The 19,444-nt window shown below is 71.5% G+C and carries 15 protein-coding genes and 2 pseudogenes; 12 read left to right on the plus strand and 5 right to left on the minus strand.

All coding sequences use genetic code 11. The features are described from left to right. Together AB0I23_RS16230 and AB0I23_RS16235 are read left to right on the plus strand one after the other, a co-directional pair. Positions 1-623: pseudogene (locus AB0I23_RS16230) on the plus strand (hypothetical protein); the annotation flags it as partial. Next, positions 623-1,315: a tetratricopeptide repeat protein gene (locus AB0I23_RS16235; RefSeq protein WP_359109828.1), complete on the plus strand. Its 693-nt coding sequence runs from the start codon at positions 623-625 to the stop codon at positions 1,313-1,315. The pseudogene AB0I23_RS16230 and the gene AB0I23_RS16235, both read left to right, overlap by 1 nt. A 66-nt stretch (positions 1,316-1,381) precedes the next feature. Here AB0I23_RS16235 and AB0I23_RS16240 read toward each other — a convergent pair whose 3' ends face one another. Then, a complete protein-coding gene (locus tag AB0I23_RS16240; RefSeq protein WP_359109829.1) occupies positions 1,382-2,659 on the minus strand; it encodes a DUF1015 domain-containing protein in 1,278 nt (425 codons plus the stop codon). A 71-nt stretch (positions 2,660-2,730) separates the two neighbouring features. Here AB0I23_RS16240 and AB0I23_RS16245 point away from each other — a divergent pair, with 71 nt between their 5' ends. Both AB0I23_RS16245 and AB0I23_RS16250 read left to right on the plus strand, forming a co-directional pair. Then, positions 2,731-3,759, plus strand: coding sequence for an HAD hydrolase-like protein (locus AB0I23_RS16245; protein WP_359109830.1), 1,029 nt, complete (start codon positions 2,731-2,733; stop codon positions 3,757-3,759). 222 nt (positions 3,760-3,981) lie between these two features. Then, a pseudogene (locus AB0I23_RS16250) lies at positions 3,982-5,008 on the plus strand (FecCD family ABC transporter permease). A 44-nt stretch (positions 5,009-5,052) separates the two neighbouring features. On the opposite strand, the gene AB0I23_RS16255 reads toward AB0I23_RS16250, so the two are convergent. Next, entirely contained in the window at positions 5,053-5,400 is a 348-nt protein-coding gene (locus tag AB0I23_RS16255) for an SCP2 sterol-binding domain-containing protein (protein ID WP_359109831.1), read from the minus strand. A 42-nt stretch (positions 5,401-5,442) separates the two neighbouring features. Between AB0I23_RS16255 and AB0I23_RS16260 the strand changes: the two genes are divergently transcribed. The 6 genes from AB0I23_RS16260 to AB0I23_RS16285 all read left to right on the plus strand — a co-directional run bounded on the left by AB0I23_RS16260 (position 5,443) and on the right by AB0I23_RS16285 (position 11,506). Continuing rightward, complete coding sequence (locus AB0I23_RS16260) at positions 5,443-5,730, plus strand: hypothetical protein (protein ID WP_359109832.1); 288 nt, start codon at positions 5,443-5,445, stop codon at positions 5,728-5,730. Positions 5,731-5,737: 7 nt separating this feature from the next. Continuing rightward, positions 5,738-6,553, plus strand: coding sequence for a TlyA family RNA methyltransferase (locus tag AB0I23_RS16265; RefSeq protein ID WP_359109833.1), 816 nt, complete (start codon positions 5,738-5,740; stop codon positions 6,551-6,553). Beyond that, complete coding sequence (locus AB0I23_RS16270) at positions 6,550-7,455, plus strand: NAD kinase (RefSeq protein ID WP_359109834.1); 906 nt, start codon at positions 6,550-6,552, stop codon at positions 7,453-7,455. Before AB0I23_RS16265 ends, AB0I23_RS16270 begins: the two co-directional genes overlap by 4 nt. 95 nt (positions 7,456-7,550) lie before the next feature. After that, positions 7,551-9,296, plus strand: coding sequence for a DNA repair protein RecN (gene recN, locus AB0I23_RS16275; protein WP_359109835.1), 1,746 nt, complete (start codon positions 7,551-7,553; stop codon positions 9,294-9,296). Positions 9,297-9,440: 144 nt separating this feature from the next. Then, a complete protein-coding gene (locus AB0I23_RS16280) occupies positions 9,441-10,220 on the plus strand; it encodes a hypothetical protein (RefSeq protein WP_436846945.1) in 780 nt (259 codons plus the stop codon). 185 nt (positions 10,221-10,405) lie between these two features. Next, positions 10,406-11,506, plus strand: a complete 1,101-nt coding sequence (locus tag AB0I23_RS16285) for a glycosyltransferase family 4 protein (RefSeq protein WP_359109836.1) — start codon at positions 10,406-10,408, stop codon at positions 11,504-11,506. Between the two features lie 33 nt (positions 11,507-11,539). Here AB0I23_RS16285 and AB0I23_RS16290 read toward each other — a convergent pair whose 3' ends face one another. From AB0I23_RS16290 to AB0I23_RS16300, 3 genes are all read right to left on the minus strand, one after another. Next, a complete protein-coding gene (locus AB0I23_RS16290) occupies positions 11,540-13,183 on the minus strand; it encodes a PucR family transcriptional regulator (protein ID WP_359109837.1) in 1,644 nt (547 codons plus the stop codon). Positions 13,184-13,278: 95 nt separating this feature from the next. Next, positions 13,279-14,697 carry an FAD-binding oxidoreductase gene (locus tag AB0I23_RS16295; protein ID WP_359109838.1) on the minus strand — a complete coding sequence of 473 codons (1,419 nt, stop codon included), beginning with the start codon at positions 14,695-14,697 and terminating at the stop codon, positions 13,279-13,281. A 106-nt stretch (positions 14,698-14,803) separates the two neighbouring features. Then, the gene (locus AB0I23_RS16300; protein ID WP_359109956.1) at positions 14,804-16,606 is read right to left on the minus strand and encodes a glycoside hydrolase family 15 protein; all 1,803 of its coding nucleotides are present in this window, start codon (positions 16,604-16,606) and stop codon (positions 14,804-14,806) included. A gap of 407 nt (positions 16,607-17,013) precedes the next feature. Between AB0I23_RS16300 and AB0I23_RS16305 the strand changes: the two genes are divergently transcribed. Continuing rightward, positions 17,014-18,699: a CTP synthase gene (locus tag AB0I23_RS16305; RefSeq protein ID WP_359109839.1), complete on the plus strand. Its 1,686-nt coding sequence runs from the start codon at positions 17,014-17,016 to the stop codon at positions 18,697-18,699. Positions 18,700-18,789: 90 nt separating this feature from the next. Next, positions 18,790-19,416 carry an NUDIX hydrolase gene (locus AB0I23_RS16310; RefSeq protein ID WP_359109840.1) on the plus strand — a complete coding sequence of 209 codons (627 nt, stop codon included), beginning with the start codon at positions 18,790-18,792 and terminating at the stop codon, positions 19,414-19,416. The last annotated feature ends 28 nt before the right edge of the window (positions 19,417-19,444 follow it).

Below are 19,444 nucleotides of genomic sequence, written 5' to 3' on the forward strand. Positions count from 1 at the left end.
CCGCGACGACAGCCGCAGTGGTGGTGACCGGGGTGGCTTCCGCCGCGACGACAGCCGCAGTGGTGGTGACCGGGGTGGCTTCCGCCGCGACGACAGCCGCAGTGGTGGTGACCGGGGTGGCTTCCGCCGCGACGACAGTCGGCCCACGAGTGGCGGTGACCGTGGTGGCTTCCGTCGGGACGACAGTCGGCCCACGAGTGGCGGTGACCGGGGCGGTTTCCGTCGCGACGACCGTGCTGGTGGCTTCCGCCGGGATGACAGTCGTGGCGGCGGCGGTGGCGGCAGGTTCCCCCGCGATGACCGTGCGCCGCGGCGTGAGGATGACCGTGGTGGGTACCGCGGGCCGCGGCGTGAGGATGACCGTGGTGGGCGTTCCGGTGGTGGCTTCGAGCGTCGTGACGACCGGCCGCGTGGGCCGCGTCGCGACGACAGCCGCGGCGGCGGTGCCGGTGGTGGATATCGCGGACAGCGGGACGACCGTGAGGGTGGTGGCTACCGGGGGCGCGACGACCGTGGTGGCTACGACCGCCGGGACGACCGGGACCGTGAGCCGATCAAGCGGCTTCCGATTCCCGACGACGTCACCGGTGACGAGATCGACAAGGACGTGCGGCAGGAGCTGATGAGCCTGCCGAAGACCCTGGCCGAGGATGTTGCCCGCAACCTCGTCATGGTCGCCCGGCTCATCGACGAGGACCCCGAGCAGGCGTACGCGTACTCGCGTATCGCGCTGCGGCTGGCCTCGCGGGTGGCTGCTGTGCGTGAGGCCGCCGGCTTTGCCGCGTACGCGACGCAGAAGTACTCGGAGGCGCTGGCCGAGTTCCGGGCGGCGAAGCGGATGACGGGTTCTGTGGAGCTGTGGCCCGTCATGGCCGACTGCGAGCGTGGACTCGGGCGGCCCGAGCGGGCGATGGCCATGGCCGGCGAGCCCGAGGTGCAGAAGCTGGACAAGGCAGGGCAGGTCGAGATGCGCCTGGTGGCCGCCGGTGCGCGCAGGGACATGGGGCAGATCGATGCCGCCATTGTCACGCTGCAGAGCTCCGAGCTCGCCTCGAGCGCCGTGCACCCGTGGACGCCGCGACTGCGCTATGCGTACGCCGATGCGCTGCTGGCCGCGGGGCGCGAGGACGAGGCGCGTGAGTGGTTCGCGAAGGCGCTGGAGGCCGACAAGGACGGTGCCACCGACGCGTCGGACCGGCTCGCCGAGCTGGACGGTGTCGAGTTCGTCGACGTTCTCGGCGAGGGTGACGACGAGCCGGTCGAGGCCGAAGCCGATGTCGACGATGCGGATGAGGGCGGGGCGACGAAGGCGTAGGACATGAGAGAGGGCGGCATCCCGGAAGGGGTGCCGCCCTCTTTTTGTGTCCGCGTCTGTGTCCGGTCAGTCGAGGGTGAGGCTGCGCAGGACCAGGCCCGTTGCCGGCTTGGGGCCGAACGAGGTCGACTTGCGGGGCATGGTGACTCCCTGCCGGGCCAGGTCCCGGACGACTTCCTCGCGGACCGGATGCATCAGGACCGCTGTGGCGTTGTTGCGCTCGGCATGGTCCACGGCTGCCTCGGTGTCGTGTATGTACGCGATGTGTTCCGGGGTGTCGGGGATCTGCCACACGTGGTCGAGAAGCGTCGCGTGCAGGACCGTCGCATCGAGAGAGCGCCAGGCGAGTGGACGGTCGGCCGGGATGGTGCGGGCCAGCAGTGCCTTGTCCGGGCGGTCGATGAGATGGAAGCGGCCGTCGCCCGCCAGCAGAAAGGCGTTGCCCTCGGCGGCCGCCTCGGCGAGGGCGTCGAGGGCCACGGGGAGCGGTCCCTCGATGTCGCGGACGCGGAAGCTGCCGTTCAAGGCGGCCAGTGCGTCGGCGACGGGGAGGCGGTGCAGCAGCCGGTGGATGGCGCGGACCCGGAGCGGGTAACGGGCCGTGTCGACGAGGAGGACCAGGCCGAAGTCCCAGGGGCCCGGGTTGGTGTGTTCCTGCTGCAGCCGGAGGTAGGTGGCCCAGCGGTGGTGGCCGTCGGCGATGAGCGCCTGGTGGCGGGCCAGGTCGGTCTCGATCTCCGACCGGTCGGCCGGGTCGGTGACCGCCCAGAGCCGGTGTCTGTAGCCGTCCTCGGTGGTCGTCGCGAGCAGCGGCGGCCGGTGGATGGTGCGCTCGATCACAGCCGTCGCGCCGGTCGAGTCGCCTTCGCTGCGGTAGGTGAGCAGGAGCGGTTCCAGGTGGGCGGCTGTGGTGCGCATGAGGTTGGCACGGTCCTCGACGACAGGGGCCATGACGTCCTCGTGCGGCAGGACGATGCCGTCGGCGGGGGAGGAGAGCGCCAGCGCTCCCACGATGCCGCGTTGCAGGATCTCGTCGTTGTGCTGCTCGTAGACATAGAGCGTGGGCTCGCTCTCGGGGGCCAGTATGCCCTCGTCGAGCCAGCGGTTCAGGGTCTCGGCGGCCTGCTCGTTGCGGGCGGCAGGCGTGTCGGCCTGCGGCAGGATCAGCCGGACGATGTTGTGCGGGTCCGCCGATTCCAGGTGATGCAGCCCGTCGGGGCGCACGACGACGTCGTACGGCGGTGAGGTCACCGCGGCGAGACTGCCGACCCGCTCGGGCACGTAGCGCAGTCCGCGGAACGGGATCAGGCGCAGTCCCTGGCGGGCGGGACCCGGTGTGTTCATTTCTGCATCGTATGTGCGTTGTGGCGATGCGCGATGATCGGGGGAAGAGGCATGCAACGAGGAGCAAAGATATGAGTCAGGCGAGCAGGACCCGGCCGAGTGGGATCAGCACTGCGCTGAGCGAGGCGTACGACACGGCCCTGCTGGATCTTGACGGGGTGGTGTACGCGGGCGGCCACGCGATCGTCCATGCCGTCGACTCGCTGGGTGCCGCGCGGGCCGGTGGAATGCATCTCGCCTATGTGACCAACAATGCGCTGCGTACACCGGCTGCCGTGGCGGACCATCTGACCGAGCTCGGAGTGCCGGCCGAGCCCGCCGACGTGATCACCTCGGCGCAGGCGGTGGCCCGGCTGATGGCCGATCAGTTGCCGGCCGGGGCCCGGGTGCTGGTGGTCGGGGGCGAGGGGTTGAAGGTCGCTCTGGTGGAGCGCGGGCTGGTGCCGGTGGAGTCGGCGGACGACGAGCCGGTGGCGGTGGCGCAGGGGTACGGCGGTCCCGACATGGCGTGGGGGCGGCTCGCGGAGGCTGCGTACGCGATCAACCGTGGGGTGCCGTGGTTCGCGTCCAACACCGATGTGACGATTCCGAGCGCTCGCGGGATCGCGCCGGGCAATGGTGCGGCGGTCGAGGTCGTACGGATCGCCACCGGTGCCGAGCCGCAGGTCGCCGGGAAGCCGCTGCCGCCGATGCACCGGGAGACCGTGCTGCGGACCGGGGCGGAGCGGCCGCTGGTGGTCGGGGACCGCCTCGACACGGACATCGAGGGTGCGTTCAACGGTGGCGTGGACTCACTGCTGGTACTCACCGGGGTGACGGACGCGGCGCAGCTGGTGGCGGCCGAGCCGAAGCACCGGCCGACGTATGTGGATGCGGATCTGCGGGGGCTGCTGACCGGTCAGCCCGAAGTGACGGAGAACGGCGGCGGGTTCGGCTGCGGTGGCTGGACGGCCGCGGTGCGCGGCGACGAGCTGGCGCTGGAGGGCGACGGGGACGTGCTCGACGGGCTGCGGGCGCTGTGCGGGGCTGCCTGGTCGTACGCCGGTGAAGGGGCGTGCCGGCTCGATGCGGGGAAGGCGGTGGCCAGGCTCGGGCTGTAGTCCGTCGGCTGCCGGAGGGTGCTGCGGGCAGGGCGCGGGCAACGGGGCGGGAACCTGCGGGAGTTGCCGGGGCACCGGACCCTAGGGGGAGGAATCGGGCGTAAGTGACGTTCTGCTGCGCGCGAGGGTCCGGTGATTCGACAACTTGAGAGGGTAGGTTAACCCAACTTCGCGTTGGTCGAGAGTCCGCCGGAGCCGAGCGCAGGTCCCAGAGCCGCGCCGGTGACATCCGTGCCCCCCGGGCGTCATGCGATCCGTGGCGCAGGGCTGTTGACCGCCGTGGTCGCGTTGGTGCTGGTGTGCCTCGCGAGTATCGCGATCGGCGCCAAGGCTGCCGCTCGCCGATGTCTGGCACGGTCTGTTCCACGCCTCGGGGACCCATGGCGACGTCCTCGTACGGGAGGTGCGCATCCCGCGCACTGTGCTCGGGCTGATCGTCGGCACCGCGCTCGGCCTCGCCGGTGCGGTGATGCAGGCCCTGACCCGTAACCCACTGGCAGAACCCGGACTGCTCGGGGTCAGCGCGGGAGTCTCAGCAGCTGTCGTGTCCGCGATCAGCTTCTTCGGTGTCACCTCGCTGACCGGGTATGTGTGGTTCGCCTTCCTGGGCGCAGCGGTCGTGTCGGTAGCGGTGTACCTGCTCGGTGGCAGCCGGTCCGCGACACCTGTACGCCTCGCCCTCGCCTGGACCGCGGCCGGTGCGGCGCTGTTCGGCTGTGTCAATGCCGTGCAGCTGCTGGACGCGGCGGCGCTCGACCGGCTGCGGTTCTGGACGGTCGGATCGCTGGCCTCGGCGACCATGGAGACCGTCGGCAAGGTGTGGCCGTTCATCGCGGTCGGTGTCGTCCTCGCACTGCTGATCGCCCGACCGCTGAACGCCCTGGAGACGGGCGACGACACCGCCAGGGCGCTCGGCGCCCACCTGACCCGTACCCGCGTCCTCGCGATGCTCGCCGTCACCCTGCTGTGCGGGGCCGCGACCGCCGCCTGCGGGCCGATCGTCTTCATCGGGCTGATGATCCCGCACCTGGTGCGCGCGATCACCGGCCCCGACATGCGGTGGATCCTGCCGTACGCGGCCGTGCTCTCGCCGGTGCTGCTGCTCGGCGCGGACGTGGTGGGGCGGGTGATCGCCCGGCCGTCCGAGCTGCAGGCCGGCATCGTCACCGCGCTGCTCGGCGGGCTCCGTCCTCAACCGCCGGACGGGCTTGATTGTGGCGGGCTTGGTCGGTCGGCGCGGCCGCTTTGATTGCGGGTGTGGTCCTTGCCCTACGAGCTGGTGGGCCGAGTGCACTACAGCAGTGTTCTGAGGCGCATGAGGTCTCGGAAGCCTGCTTCCAGCCGGACTCGGCCCGAGGCCCAGGCCTTTGCGAAGTTCAGGTTGCCGTTCACCATGGCCACCAGGTCGTCGCCGATCATCGCGAGGCGGATCTCGGCCTTCTCGCTCGGCGGGCCCTCGACCGTGTCGAGTACCTGGATCCGGCCATCCCTGAGACGGCCGGTGAAGGTGATCCCGAGGTCCTTGATGTGACAGCTCAGCGAGCGGTCCAGGGCAGCCGCGCTGCGCACGTCGCCCTCGGCCGTCGCGAGGTTGCCGGAAAGTCTGTCGAGTGCGCTGCGGCACTCCGCCATGGTCGCCATCGTGACCGACGGTACCCCAGGCCTTCGCGGTAGCGTTTCCGCATGAGCGACTTGATGCCGGAGCCCGGGACGGCGTCCGGGGAGCCGGACGAGACGGCCGGCCCCGCACCCGAGCCCGCAGCCCCCGCACCCCTCGGCGTCACGCGCACCCCCACCGGAGACGCCGCGGTGGACGCGCGGCTGGAGCGGCTGGCCGATGCGGACCACCTCCCGGCGGACGGACATGTCGAGGTGTACGAGGATGTACACCGTGGGCTGCGTGATGCGCTGACCGCGCTGGACGCCCGGCCCGCACCCGCACCGATGCCCTCGTACAACAACAGGAGCTGAACCGAACGTGGCAGGAGTGGCACGTCGCCGCCTCGACGCCGAGCTGGTACGCCGAAACCTCGCCCGCTCACGCGAGCATGCGAGCCAGCTGATCGCCGCAGGGCGGGTGACCGTCGGCGGCAACACCGCGACCAAACCCGCCACCCAGGTCGAGACCAGCGCCGCGGTCGTCGTCATCAAGGACGACAGCGACCCCGAGTACGTCTCGCGCGGCGGGCACAAGCTCGCGGGCGCGCTCGCCGCCTTCGTCCCCCTCGGGCTGAAGGTCGAGGGGCGGCGGGCGCTCGACGCAGGGGCGTCGACCGGTGGATTCACCGACGTACTGCTGCGGGCCGGAGCCGGTCATGTCGTCGCTGTCGACGTGGGCTACGGGCAGCTCGCCTGGTCGCTGCAGTCCGATGAACGCGTCACGGTCAAGGACCGTACCAACGTACGTGAATTGACGCTGGACGCGATCGACGGAGAGGCGGTGGACCTGGTGGTCGGCGATCTGTCGTTCATCCCCTTGGGACTCGTTCTGCCCGCCCTGGCGCGCTGCGCCGCCCCCGACGCGGACCTGGTCCTGATGGTCAAGCCGCAGTTCGAGGTCGGCAAGGAGCGGCTGGGCAGCGGTGGTGTGGTGCGCAGCCCTGAGCTCCGGGCCGAAGCGGTACGGGAGGTGGCGCGCCGGGCCTGGGCGCTGGGGCTCGGAGTGCGCGGAGTGACCGCGAGCCCGCTGCCGGGGCCGTCCGGCAATGTCGAGTACTTTCTGTGGCTGCGGGCCGGAGCATCTGAACTGGATCCCGCGGATGTCGACCGTGCAGTGGCGGAGGGGCCTCGTTGACGACGAATGCGGCACGAACTGTCTTTCTTTTGGCACACACCGGCCGTCCGGCCGCGATCCGCAGCGCCGAGCTCGTCGTACAAGGGCTGCTGCGCAGTGGACTCGGCGTACGGGTCCTTGCCGCGGAGGCCGCCGATCTGCCGCTCCCGCCGTCCGTGGAGACGGTCGAGGATGCCACGCCCGGGGCCGTGGACGGCTGTGAGCTGCTGATCGTGCTCGGCGGGGACGGGACGCTGCTGCGCGGTGCGGAGATCTCCCGGGCCTCCGGGGTGCCGATGCTGGGCGTCAACCTCGGCCGGGTCGGCTTCCTCGCCGAGGCCGAGCGCGACGACCTGGACAAGGTGGTCGACCGCGTCGTCACCCGCGCGTACGCGGTCGAGGAACGCATGACGATCGATGTCCTCGTGCACAGCAACGGCGACATCGTCCACACGGACTGGGCGCTCAACGAAGCGGCCGTGCAGAAGGTGTCGCCCGAGCGGATGCTGGAAGTCGTCCTGGAGATCGACGGCCGGCCGGTCACCGGATTCGGCTGCGACGGGATCGTCTGTGCGACGCCGACCGGCTCGACGGCGTACGCGTTCTCGGCCGGCGGCCCGGTGGTGTGGCCGGAGGTCGAGGCGCTGCTGATGGTCCCGATCAGCGCCCACGCCCTGTTCGCCAAGCCGCTGGTGACGTCGCCGACCTCGGTGCTCGCCGTCGAGGTCCAGCCGCACACGCCGCACGGGGTGCTGTGGTGCGACGGACGCAGGACCGTGGAACTGCCGGCCGGGGCGCGCGTCGAGGTGCGGCGCGGTGCGGTGCCCGTACGGCTGGCGCGGCTGCACCATGCCTCGTTCACGGACCGGCTGGTCGCGAAGTTCGCGCTGCCCGTCTCGGGGTGGCGGGGTGCTCCCCACTGATCGCATCGGTGCCGCAGATCACGGCCTCCGGTGCACGGGAGAGTGAATCCGCGGCCGGGGTCCGTCGCACACCGGGGTCCGGACCTCGTAAGGTCGTGTCCGTGTTGGAGGAGATGCGGATACGGTCGCTCGGAGTCATCGACGACGCGGTGGTGGAGCTGTCACCCGGGTTCACCGCGGTGACCGGCGAGACCGGCGCGGGCAAGACCATGGTCGTCACCAGCCTGGGGCTGCTGCTCGGCGGGCGCGCGGACCCCGCCCTGGTGCGGATCGGTGCCAAGGCTGCCGTCGTGGAGGGACGGATCACGGTGTCCGTCGGTGACGCGGCCGCGGTACGGGCCGAGGAGGCCGGGGCCGAAATCGACGAGGGTGCGCTGCTGATCAGCCGTACCGTTTCCGCGGAGGGGCGCTCGCGCGCCCATCTCGGCGGACGGTCCGTGCCGGTGGGCGTCCTCACCGAACTCGCCGACGAACTCGTCGCCGTGCACGGCCAGACCGACCAGCAGGGGCTGCTCAAGCCCGCGCGGCAGCGGCAGGCCCTGGACCGGTACGCGGGCGACGGCGTCGCTGTGCCGCATGCCACGTATACGGCGGCGTACCGGCGGCTGCGGGCCGTCGTCACGGAGCTCGACGAGCTGACCACGCGCGCCCGTGAACGCGCCCAGGAAGCGGATCTGCTCCGCTTCGGACTGCGTGAGATCGCCGGCGTCGAACCGCTGCCCGGCGAGGACACCGATCTCGCCGCCGAGGCCGAGCGGCTCGGTCACGCCGAAGCGCTCGCCTCCGCGGCCGCCCTCGCGCACGCAGCGCTCGCGGGCAACCCGGAGGACCAGGAGGGCGTCGACGCGACGACCGTCGTCGCGGCGGCCGGGCGGTCGCTCGACGCCGTCCGCGCCCACGACCCGGCGCTCGCCGCGCTTGCTGACCGGATCGGCGAGATCTCCATCCTGCTCGCCGATGTGGCGGGCGAACTGGCCGGGTACGCCGACCAGCTGGACGCCGACCCGCTGCGGCTCGCCGCGGTGGAGGAGCGGCGCGCCGCGCTCACCGCGCTCACCCGCAAGTACGGCGAGGACATCGCGGCCGTTCTCGCCTGGGCCGAGGACGGGGCCGGCCGGCTCACCGAACTCGAGGGTGACGACGACCGGATCGGCGAGCTGACGGCCGAGCGGGACGCGCTGCGGGCCGAACTCTCCGGGCTCGGGCAGGCGCTGACCGATGCGCGGAGGGCGGCGGCGGCGCTCTTCGCCGAAGCGGTGACCGAGGAACTGGCCTCTCTTGCCATGCCGCACGCCCGGGTCTCCTTCGACATCCGGCAGACCGACGCGGCGGACGAGGCGTCCGGCATCGACATCGGCGGGCGGAGCGTGCTCTACGGTCCGTCCGGCGCCGACGAGGTCGAACTGCTGCTGGCCCCGCACCCCGGCGCTCAGCCCCGGCCCATCGCCAAGGGAGCGTCGGGCGGTGAGCTGTCCCGGGTGATGCTCGCCGTCGAGGTGGTGTTCGCGGGCTCCGACCCCGTACCCACGTACCTCTTCGACGAGGTCGACGCGGGCGTCGGCGGCAAGGCTGCCGTCGAGGTCGGGCGGCGGCTGGCGAAGCTCGCCAAGTCCGCGCAGGTGGTCGTCGTCACGCACCTGCCACAGGTGGCGGCGTTCGCCGACCGGCAGTTGCTGGTCGAGAAGACGGTCGACGGGGCGGTGACCCGGAGCGGTGTCACGGTCCTGAAGGGCGAGGACCGGGTGCGGGAGCTGTCCCGGATGCTTGCCGGGCAGGAGGACTCGGAGACGGCGCGGGCGCACGCGGAGGAGCTGCTGGCCGCGGCGCGGGCGGACGGGTAGGCGGCGACGCACCGCTGTGCGGGGGCGTTTTCGCCATTCGGTGTGGGGGCGGGCGGGCCTCGGTGTCTCCACGGCTCGGTGGTGCGGGTGGACCTCGGCGCCCCCGCGTCCGAGCGTTCGGGGCGGGCTCGTAGCCTGGCGCGCATGGGAACAATGATCAGCAGGGTCGCCGCCGGCGCCGTCGCCGCCGGGGTCGCGGGTGGGGTGTACCGGGCGTTGCGGGGACGGCCGCGCCCGGGGTGGTCGCGGACCAACTACGCGGGGCACACCGTCGATCTGTACGCCGGTCCGGCCGTCGTACTCGGTGCCGCGGCCGGGGCCGCCGTGCTCCCGCTGCGGCCCCGCACCCGGACCGCCGCCGCCCTTGCCGTGCTGGCCGCCGGGGGCTGTGGTGCGTACGACGACTTCGCCGGAGCCGAGGATCCGCGCCGCGGGTTCCGCGCCCATCTGACCGCGCTGCGGCACGGCGAGGTGACCAGTGGTGCCGTGAAGCTCTTCGGCATCGGAGCGGCCGGGCTCGCTGCGGGCGCCCTGCTGAAGGAACGGCCCGTCGACCGGATCCTCGCCGGTGTCGTGATCGCCGGCACCGCTCATCTCGTCAACCTGACGGATCTGCGACCGGGCATCGCGACCGCCACCGTGCTCGCCCTCGGGACCCCGGGACTGGTTCGGGGCGGACTCGCCGCCGCGCCGATGGGGGCCGTGGCAGCCCTCGCCGCCGAGGAGCTGGGGGAACGCACCATGATCGGGGACGCGGGCGCGCATGCTCTGGGCGCGGCTGTCGGTGTCGCGATCGTCGAGGGCAACGGCCGGGGCGGGCTCGCCGCCCATGCGGCGGGGGTCGTGGCCGCGGCGGTGTACGGGGACCGGATCAGCGGGCTCGCACGGTGCTGTCGGATCGGTGACGTGCTGTCGGGGCGCTGACGCGTCGCCGGGTCGTCGGCGTGACAATATCGCACCGTTGTCCTCACCCGTCCGGGTGGTAGCGAACGCCCGGTTGTCGCTGTGTACACCGGAACCACAGCTCCGCGGTGCCGGAACGTGCGTACGGACTGGCATCCTTGGCGGTGCACATACCGCCGACTCGGTTGCCCCGGGAGCCATTCAACGTGTCACAACTGCGTACGGTCCAAGTCCTGGGCGGCGGCAGTGCGGACAGCAGCGCTCACGTCAGCTCGCTGGCCGCAGGGCTGGTGGCGAGAGGCGTACACGTCACCGTCTGCGCCCCGGCCGACCTGGACCGTGCCTACGACTTCTCCGGCACGGGGGCCCGCTTCGTCCCCGTGCCGCGGCGCAGCGACCCCGCCGCCGTCGCCGCTCTGCGGGGCGCCTGCGTGGGGGCGGACGTTGTCCATGCGCACGGGCTGCACGCCGGCGTACGCGCGGGTCTTGCGCTCGGCGGGCGCCGCACTCCACTGGTTCTGACCTGGCACACCCGGGCCTACGCCGAAGGTGCCCGCGGCCAGGTGCTTCACCTGCTGGAGCGAAGGGCCGCCCGGGCGGCGGCCGTTGTGCTCGGTACGTCGTCGGACCTGGTCGACCGGGCGCGGCGGCGGGGCGCGCGCGATGTGAGGCTCTCGCCGGTCGCGACTCCCTTGTCGCGCATTCCCGCCGCTGTTCGCGACGGTGGCAAGGTGCGGGCCGAACTCGGAGTGCTGGATCGGCCGTTACTCGTCTCCATCGGCAGTCTCGTACCGCATCGCGGGTACGACGTGCTGCTCGACGCGGCACGGATGTGGCGTCAACTCGACCCCGTACCCCTGCTGGTCATCGCGGGGGAGGGGCGGGGGCGGGGCGCGCTCCAGCGCCGGATCCGGGACGAGGAGCTGCCCGTCAGGCTGATCGGGAGCCGCGACGACGTCGCCGAACTTCTTGATGCCGCCGATCTGGCGCTGCTGCCCAGCCGGTGGGAGGCACGGTCGGTGGTGGCGCAGCAGGCGTTGCGGCTGGGGGCGCCGTTGGTCGCCACGGCGGTGGGCGGGGTGCCCGAACTGGTCGGGGACGCGGCGGAACTTGTGCCGTACGGCAACGCGGAGGCCATGGCGCGGGTTGTTGTACGGCTGCTGGAGGACCCGGCGGCCCGGGAGCACATGGCCGGTGCGGGGCGGGCGCAGGCGGTGAGTTGGCCCACGGAGGACGACACGATCGCACAAGTCCTGAGTGTGTACGACGAGTTGGTTCAGCCGTTGGCGGTCGGGCGGGGATGGTGAGGTTGCCGGGGGCGTCCGGAGGTCGCCTTGTTGTCACTCGCCTGGCGCTCCCGGTTTGGCATGGCGGCGGGCTCTCAGGGCCAGGCTCAGAGCCAGGACCGTCTGGGGATCGTCCAGATCCGTGCCCAGCAGCTCGCCTATGCGGGCCAGGCGGTTGTAGAGGGTCTGGCGGTTCAGGTGCAGGTCGCGGGCTGTCTCCGCCTTGCGGCCCGCGTGGGCGAGATACGACTCCAGGGTGGGCAGCAGCGGTGGGCGCGAGGTGCGGTCGTGATCACGCAGCGGGCCGATCGCCCGTTCCACGAACGCCGCCAGGTCCGGATGGTCCCGCAGTCGCCACAGCAGCAGGTCGATGTCCAGGCGCCGGGCGTCGTACCAGGGCCGGTCGCTGAGCCCCTGCGCGGCCGTCGCCGTCTCCGCCGCGTGCCGCAGCCCCGCCCCGGCCGCGGCCCATCCGCCCGTGACCCCGACCACCACGACCGGCGGATTCGAGCCCGCCCGCTCCAGCCCGGCCCGCTCGACGCCGGCCCGCAGTGCCGCCGCGACCCGGTCGGCCACAGCCGTACGCTCCGACTCGGACCGCAGGCCGAGCAGCAGCGGAACCCTGCCCTCCACGGGGCGTACGCCGAGCAGCACCGGCACGCCCACCGATGACAGCTCCTCCAGGACCGCGCGCGCCAGCAGCGCCCAGTTGCCCGACGGGGACAGCTCGGGGGCCAGTCGCATCACCACCGGCAGCAGCGGCGCCCCGCCCGGCTTGAAGCCCAGTACGCGGGCCTGAGCGGGTGCGTCCTCCGGCGTGATCCGGCCCTCCGCGAGGTCCGTCAGGAAGTCGCCGCGGCCGCGCGCGGCGAGTTCCTCCTCCTGGCGGGCCTGCATCAGCACCACGGCGAGGATGCCCGCCGCACGCTCCGCCGCCATCCGGTGCACCGTCACCAGCGGCCCGGACACCGCGAGGAGCACCAGCCTGGCCCGTACCGAACCGGACCCGGGGCCGCCGCCCGGCACATCCACCAGCACCGCACCCGTGGGCGGTGCCTCGCGGGCCGCCCGGCCGCCGCGCATCCCGTCCCACACCTGGAGCGGATCGGCGGAGACCGGGCCGGATCCGGGGCCCGCCGCGTACAGCAGCTGGCCGTCCGCCGTCTCCAGAAAGACCGGATTGGCCGTGAAGTCCGCCAGGATGCCCAGCACCTGGGGCACCCCGCCGCCGCCGAGCAGCGCCTCCGTGCACCGCCGGTGCACGTCCTCGGCCTGCCGCAGCAGCGCGTAATGGCCGTTGACGATCTCCGTGTGGATCTCCTCGGTCACCGTCACGAACGGCACCTCGCGGTGCAGCTGCACGAGCGGCAGACCGGCCGCCCGCGCGGCGTCCACGATCGAGGCGGGCAGTCGGCTGAAGCGCGGCCCGAGCTCCACCACCAGGGCGGCGATCCCGCGGTCGGCGAGCCTGCGCACGAAGGTGCGCTGCTCGGCGGGGCGGGTGCCGAGTCCCAGACCGGTGGTGAGCAGCAGCTCACCGCCCTTGAGGAGGGACGCGATGTTCGGGACCTCGCCCGCGTGCACCCAGCGCACCGTGCGGTTCAGCCGGTCCGCGCCGGCCAGCACCTCGGGGAGTCCGCTGCGCAGCCCCGGCAGTTCCAGGGCGCGCTGCACGGTGATTCCGCCTTGGTTCTCCACTGGTTCTGGCCTCGTGCTTCCGTTCGGGTCGGGCGGGCTGTCGCCCTGGTCAGGAAGGTACCGGCCGGATGCTGCGGAGCCGTCGTCGGGGGAGTTCACCGGGCGGCGGCAGGCTCGACGTTGTGGTTGAGGTGGAACACGTTGTCGGGGTCGTACGCGGCCTTGACCGCGGCGAGTCGGGCGTAGTTCTCGGCGCCGAGTCCGGCGACGACCCGGCCCGAGCCCTCGCGCCCGATGAAGTTGAGGTAGACGGCGCCGGTGGACCAGGGGCGCACATCGGCGCGCACCTGACGTACCCACTGGTGGCCGCGCTCGTCGTCGGACGGGCTCTCCCAGATGCCGAACGGGTGCACGGCCCAGCGGGCGGTGCGCCACGGCAGCGGGTACTCGGCGGGGCCGCGGGCCACCGCGCCGCCCATCGGGAAGAGGGCGTGCTGTGAAGCGGAGGGGACGGGCATGTCGGCGGCGTGGGAGCAGAACAGGTCCACTGCTTCGTCGGGGAAGGTGTCGAGGTACTCGGCGGACCAGTAGTTCCGCATCCCGGGCGGGTTGTCGAGCATGCACTGCAGGTCCGCGTACGGGATGTCGGTGATCACCTCGGACTCGTGGTCGACGGCGAGCAGCGGTCCGGCCAGTTCCCGGGCCCGGGTCGACGGCCCGGTACAGGTGAGCAGGACCCCGCAGACGAGCGTGCCGACCAGATGTTCCGGTACGAAGTCCTCGGGCGGCCCGGTGATGTAGAGAAGGGCGCCGCCGGCCTCGTCCGGCGCGGAGGCCATCAGGTCCCGGTACACACGCAGCGCTTCGGGACCGGCCTCGGGGCGGTACAGCAGCAGCGCGAAGGACATCTCCGGCAGTTCGTGCAGATCGAGGGTGAGCGAGGTGGCGACGCCGAAGTTGCCGCCGCCGCCGTGCAGCGCCCAGAACAGTTCAGGGTTCTCGTCGAGGCTCGCGTGGACGGTGCTGCCGTCCGCGGTCACCAGTTCAGCGGCCAGCAGGTTGTCGCAGGCCAGACCGAATCTGCGCTCCAGCCAGCCGGAGCCGCCGCCCAGTGTGAAGCCGCCCACACCGGTGGTGGAGGCCCGGCCGCCGGTGGTCGCCAGACCGTACGGCTGGGTGGCACGGTCCAGATCGCTCATGGTCGCGCCGCCGCCGATACGTGCCGCCTGGTCGCTCGGGGCGACCGTCACGCTGTTCATGCGGCGGAGGTCGACCACCAGCCCGCCCTCGGTGAGTGACATGCCCGCGACGCTGTGGCCGCCGCCACGGACCGCGATCTCCAGGCCGTGCTCACGGGCGAACCGGACCGACAGCGCCACGTCCGCCACGGACGCGCACTGGGCGACGACTGCGGGCCGCCGGTCGATCATGCCGTTGAAGATCATGCGCGCCTCGTCGTATCCGGCGTCCCCGGGTGCGAAGGCTTCGCCGGTGAGATCGCGGCGGAGACTGTCCACAGCGAGGCCCGTCGTACCGGTGGTGTCGCTGGTGCCGGCCGTGCTGCGGGGCGTCATGATGCCCCCTTCCGAGGGCGTTGCAGGTCAGTTCCATCGTAGGGCGGTGCTCCCGGACCGCACCGGCCCGGGAGCACCGCCCGACCACGCATCCGGCGGCCGGCGGTCAGCCGACGTAGGCCCCACTCGCCGTCAGCCGCAGCGCCGTGTCGATCAGCGGCACATGGCTGAACGCCTGCGGGAAGTTCCCCACCTGCCGCTGCAGGCGCGGATCCCACTCCTCCGCGAGCAGTCCCAGGTCGTTGCGGAGCGAGAGCAGCCGTTCGAAGAGCTGGCGTGCCTCGTCGACCCGTCCGATCATCGCCAGGTCGTCCGCCAGCCAGAACGAGCACGCCAGGAACGCGCCCTCGTCGCCCTCGAGACCGTCGACGCCCGTGTCCTCACCCTTGGTGGGGTAGCGCAGCACGAAGCCGTCCTCCGTGGACAGCTCGCGCTGGATCGCCTCGATCGTGCCGATGACCCGCTTGTCGTCCGGCGGCAGGAAGCCCATCTGCGGGATCAGCAGCAGTGACGCGTCGAGCTCCCTCGACCCGTAGGACTGGGTGAAGGTGTTGCGTTCCTTGTCGTAGCCGTTTTCGCAGACATCGCGGTGGATCCCGTCGCGCAGTTCCCGCCACCGCTCCAGAGGTCCCTCGGTGTCCCCGGACTCGATCAGCTTGATGGTGCGGTCGACGGCGACCCAGGCCATGACCTTGGAGTGGACGAAGTGACGGCGCGGCCCGCGCACCTCCCAGATCCCCTCGTCCGGTTCGTCCCAGTGGTTCTCCAGGTACGAGATCAGCTTGAGCTGAAGCCCCGTCGCGTAGTCGTTGCGGGTCAGGCCCGTCATGTGGGCGAGGTGCAGCGCCTCGATGACCTCGCCGTACACATCGAGCTGCAGCTGGCCCACCGCGCCGTTGCCGACCCGGACCGGGCCTGAGTTCTCGTAACCGGGCAGCCAGTCCAGCTCGGCCTCGCCCAGCTCGCGCTCGCCCGCGATCCCGTACATGATCTGCAGGTTCTCCGGGTCACCCGCGACGGCCCGCAGCAACCACTCGCGCCAGGCGCGGGCCTCCTCGCGGTAGCCGGTGCGCAGCAGCGAGGAGAGGGTGATCGCCGCGTCGCGCAGCCAGGTGTAGCGATAGTCCCAGTTCCGCGAGCCGCCGATGTCCTCCGGCAGGGAGGTGGTCGGGGCGGCGACGATGCCGCCGGTCGGCGCGTACGTCAGCGCCTTCAGGGTGATCAGGGAGCGGACCACCGCCTCGCGGTAGGGGCCGTGGTACGTGCACTGCTCGACCCACTCGCGCCAGAAGTCCTCCGTCGCCTCCAGCGACCCCTCGGGGTCCGGCAGTCCGGGCGGCTCGTGGTGCGAGGGCTGCCAGCTGATGGTGAAGGCGATCCGGTCCCCCGGTGCGACGGTGAAGTCGGAGTACGTCGTCAGGTTCTCGCCGTACGTGTCGGCGGGCGTGTCCAGCCAGACGGAGTCCGGGCCGGCGACCGCGACCGTACGGCCGTCGACCTTGTGCACCCACGGGATGACCCGCCCGTAGCTGAACCGCATGCGCAGCTCGGAGCGCATCGGCACCCGGCCGCTGATCCCTTCCACGATCCGGATCAGTTGCGGCGCGCCGTCACGCGGGGGCATGAAATCGGTCACGCGGACCGTGCCACGCGGCGTGTCCCACTCCGACTCCAGGATGAGGGAGTCCCCGCGGTAGCGCCGCCGGTCCGCCGCCGGTGCCTCCGCCCCGGTCGCGTACGCGGGGCCCAGGCGCCAGAAGCCGTGCTCCTCGGTACCCAGCAGTCCCGCGAAGATGGCATGTGAGTCGAAGCGGGGCAGGCACAGCCAGTCGGCTGTGCCGTCCCGGCAGACCAGGGCAGCGGTCTGCATGTCTCCGATGAGTGCGTAATCCTCGATGCGCCCGGCCACGTGCATCTCCAGTCGAACGGCCATGTCGCCCCGTGGGGCGCTTACTACGGGTCAAGAGGTCGTTGCAAGGGGTCGTTGTGGTGAGCCGAGGGCTCCAATGCCTCGCCCGGGGCGAGTGTCCGAGCAGGATACGACGCACGTGCATGATCCGCGCGACGGCCCCGGCAACACGTCTGCGCCGAACGGGTGGGGCGTGAACATGGTGCGGTGATTCTGTGCTGCGAATGTGCCGGGTGTGGCCGGAAGCGGGCTCCCCTGGTCGCTGATACCCTGGTAGCCCGTGGACCGGTGGTCGTCAGCAACAGCGGACGAGGCCCCCGAACCGCAGCGACGGCACCTCCGAATCTCCGGATGGCAACGCCAATACGCACCTCAAGATCCGCGACCACGGGAGCCCCCCTTTGGCTATGCAGCCCACATCCACGACGACCAAGCACATCTTCGTCACCGGGGGTGTCGCCTCATCCCTCGGCAAGGGTCTGACTGCCTCCAGCCTGGGTGCCCTGCTCAAGGCGCGGGGCCTGCGGGTCACCATGCAGAAGCTCGACCCCTACCTGAACGTCGACCCGGGCACGATGAACCCGTTCCAGCACGGTGAGGTGTTCGTCACCAACGACGGCGCCGAGACCGACCTGGACATCGGCCACTACGAGCGCTTCCTCGACGTCGACCTCGACGGCTCCGCCAACGTCACGACCGGCCAGGTGTACTCGCAGGTCATCGCCAAGGAGCGGCGCGGCGAGTACCTCGGTGACACCGTGCAGGTCATCCCGCACATCACCAACGAGATCAAGCACCGCATCCGACGCATGGCCACCGATGACGTCGACGTCGTCATCACCGAGGTCGGCGGTACGGTCGGCGACATCGAGTCGCTGCCGTTCCTGGAGACCGTCCGCCAGGTCCGTCACGAGGTCGGCCGGGACAACGTCTTCGTCGTGCACATCTCGCTGCTGCCGTACATCGGCCCGTCCGGCGAGCTCAAGACCAAGCCCACCCAGCACTCCGTCGCGGCGCTGCGCAACATCGGTATCCAGCCGGACGCGATCGTGCTGCGCGCCGACCGTGACGTACCGACTGCCATCAAGCGCAAGATCTCGCTGATGTGCGACGTCGACGAATCCGCTGTGGTGGCCTGTGTGGACGCCAAGTCGATCTACGACATTCCGAAGGTGCTGCACACCGAGGGACTGGACGCGTACGTCGTGCGCAAGCTCGACCTGCCGTTCCGCGATGTCGACTGGACCACCTGGGACGACCTGCTGGACCGCGTCCACAACCCCGACCACGAGGTCACCGTCGCGCTCGTCGGCAAGTACATCGACCTGCCCGACGCGTACCTCTCCGTCACCGAGGCCATCCGGGCCGGCGGCTTCGCGAACAAGGCCCGGGTCAAGGTCAAGTGGATCGCCTCCGACGACTGCAAGACTCCGGCCGGTGCCGCCAGGCAGCTCTCCGACGTCGACGCGATCTGCGTCCCCGGCGGTTTCGGCGACCGCGGTGTCAACGGCAAGATCGGCGCCATTCAGTACGCCCGTGAGAACAAGGTGCCGCTGCTCGGCCTCTGCCTCGGCCTGCAGTGCATCGTGATCGAGGCGGCGCGCAACCTCGCCGAGATCCCCGACGCCAACTCCACCGAGTTCGACGCCGCCACCTCGCACCCCGTCATCTCGACGATGGAGGAGCAGCTCGCCTACGTCGAGGGCGCGGGTGACCTGGGCGGCACCATGCGGCTCGGCCTGTACCCGGCGAAGCTCGCCGAGGGTTCGCTGGTCCGTGAGGCGTACGACGACCAGCCGTACGTGGAGGAACGCCACCGCCACCGCTACGAGGTCAACAACGCCTACCGCGCCGAGCTGGAGAAGAAGGCCGGTCTGGTCTTCTCCGGTACCTCGCCGGACAACAAGCTCGTCGAGTACGTCGAGTACCCGCGAGAGGTCCACCCCTACCTGGTCGCCACCCAGGCGCACCCGGAGCTCCGTTCCCGCCCGACCCGCCCGCACCCGCTCTTCGCGGGTCTGGTGAAGGCGGCCGTCGAGCGCAAGACGGGTGCCGGGGCAGGCAGCAAGAAGGGTGCCACGTCGGGCAAGTAGTCCGGCGACAGGCAGGCGTTACCGTTGACCGGGGTACGGATCGATCGAGGATCCGTACCCCGGTTTCTGTTTTTTTGTGGGAGGACGTAGATGGGTATCCAGGACACGCCCGAGGAGTGGCAGGTCACTGCGACCGGGACCCCCTTCACGGGCAACAAGACCAGCGTCCGCACCGATGACGTGGTGATGCCCGACGGATCGGTTGTCCGCCGCGACTACCAGGTCCACCCCGGATCGGTCGCCGTGCTCGCACTCGACGACGCGGGCCGGGTCCTCGTCCTGCGGCAGTACCGGCACCCCGTGCGCCACAAGCTCTGGGAGATCCCCGCCGGACTGCTCGACGTCCCCGGTGAGAACCCGCTGCACGCGGCGCAGCGCGAGCTCTACGAGGAGGCGTACGCCAAGGCCGAGGACTGGCGGGTGCTGACCGACGTCTACACCACGCCCGGCGGCTGCGACGAAGCCGTACGGATCTTCCTCGCCCAGAACCTCTCCGAGGCGGACGGTGAGCGCTTCGCGGTCTCCGAGGAGGAGGCCGACATGGAGCTGGCACGGGTGGAGCTGCAGGAGCTCGTACGGGGGGTGCTCGCCGGGGAGCTGCACAACAACTGCCTCGTGGTGGGTGTCCTCTCGCTCGCGGCGGTGCTCGCCGGTGACGGGATCGATTCGTTGCGGCCGGCCGAGGCGCCGTGGCCGGCCCGGCCGTTCGAGGTCTGACGGTCCGTCGGTCCGTCGAATGACCAAT

The sequence above is a fragment of the Streptomyces atratus genome (genome assembly GCF_040655115.1).
Classification (GTDB): domain Bacteria; phylum Actinomycetota; class Actinomycetes; order Streptomycetales; family Streptomycetaceae; genus Streptomyces; species Streptomyces atratus_D.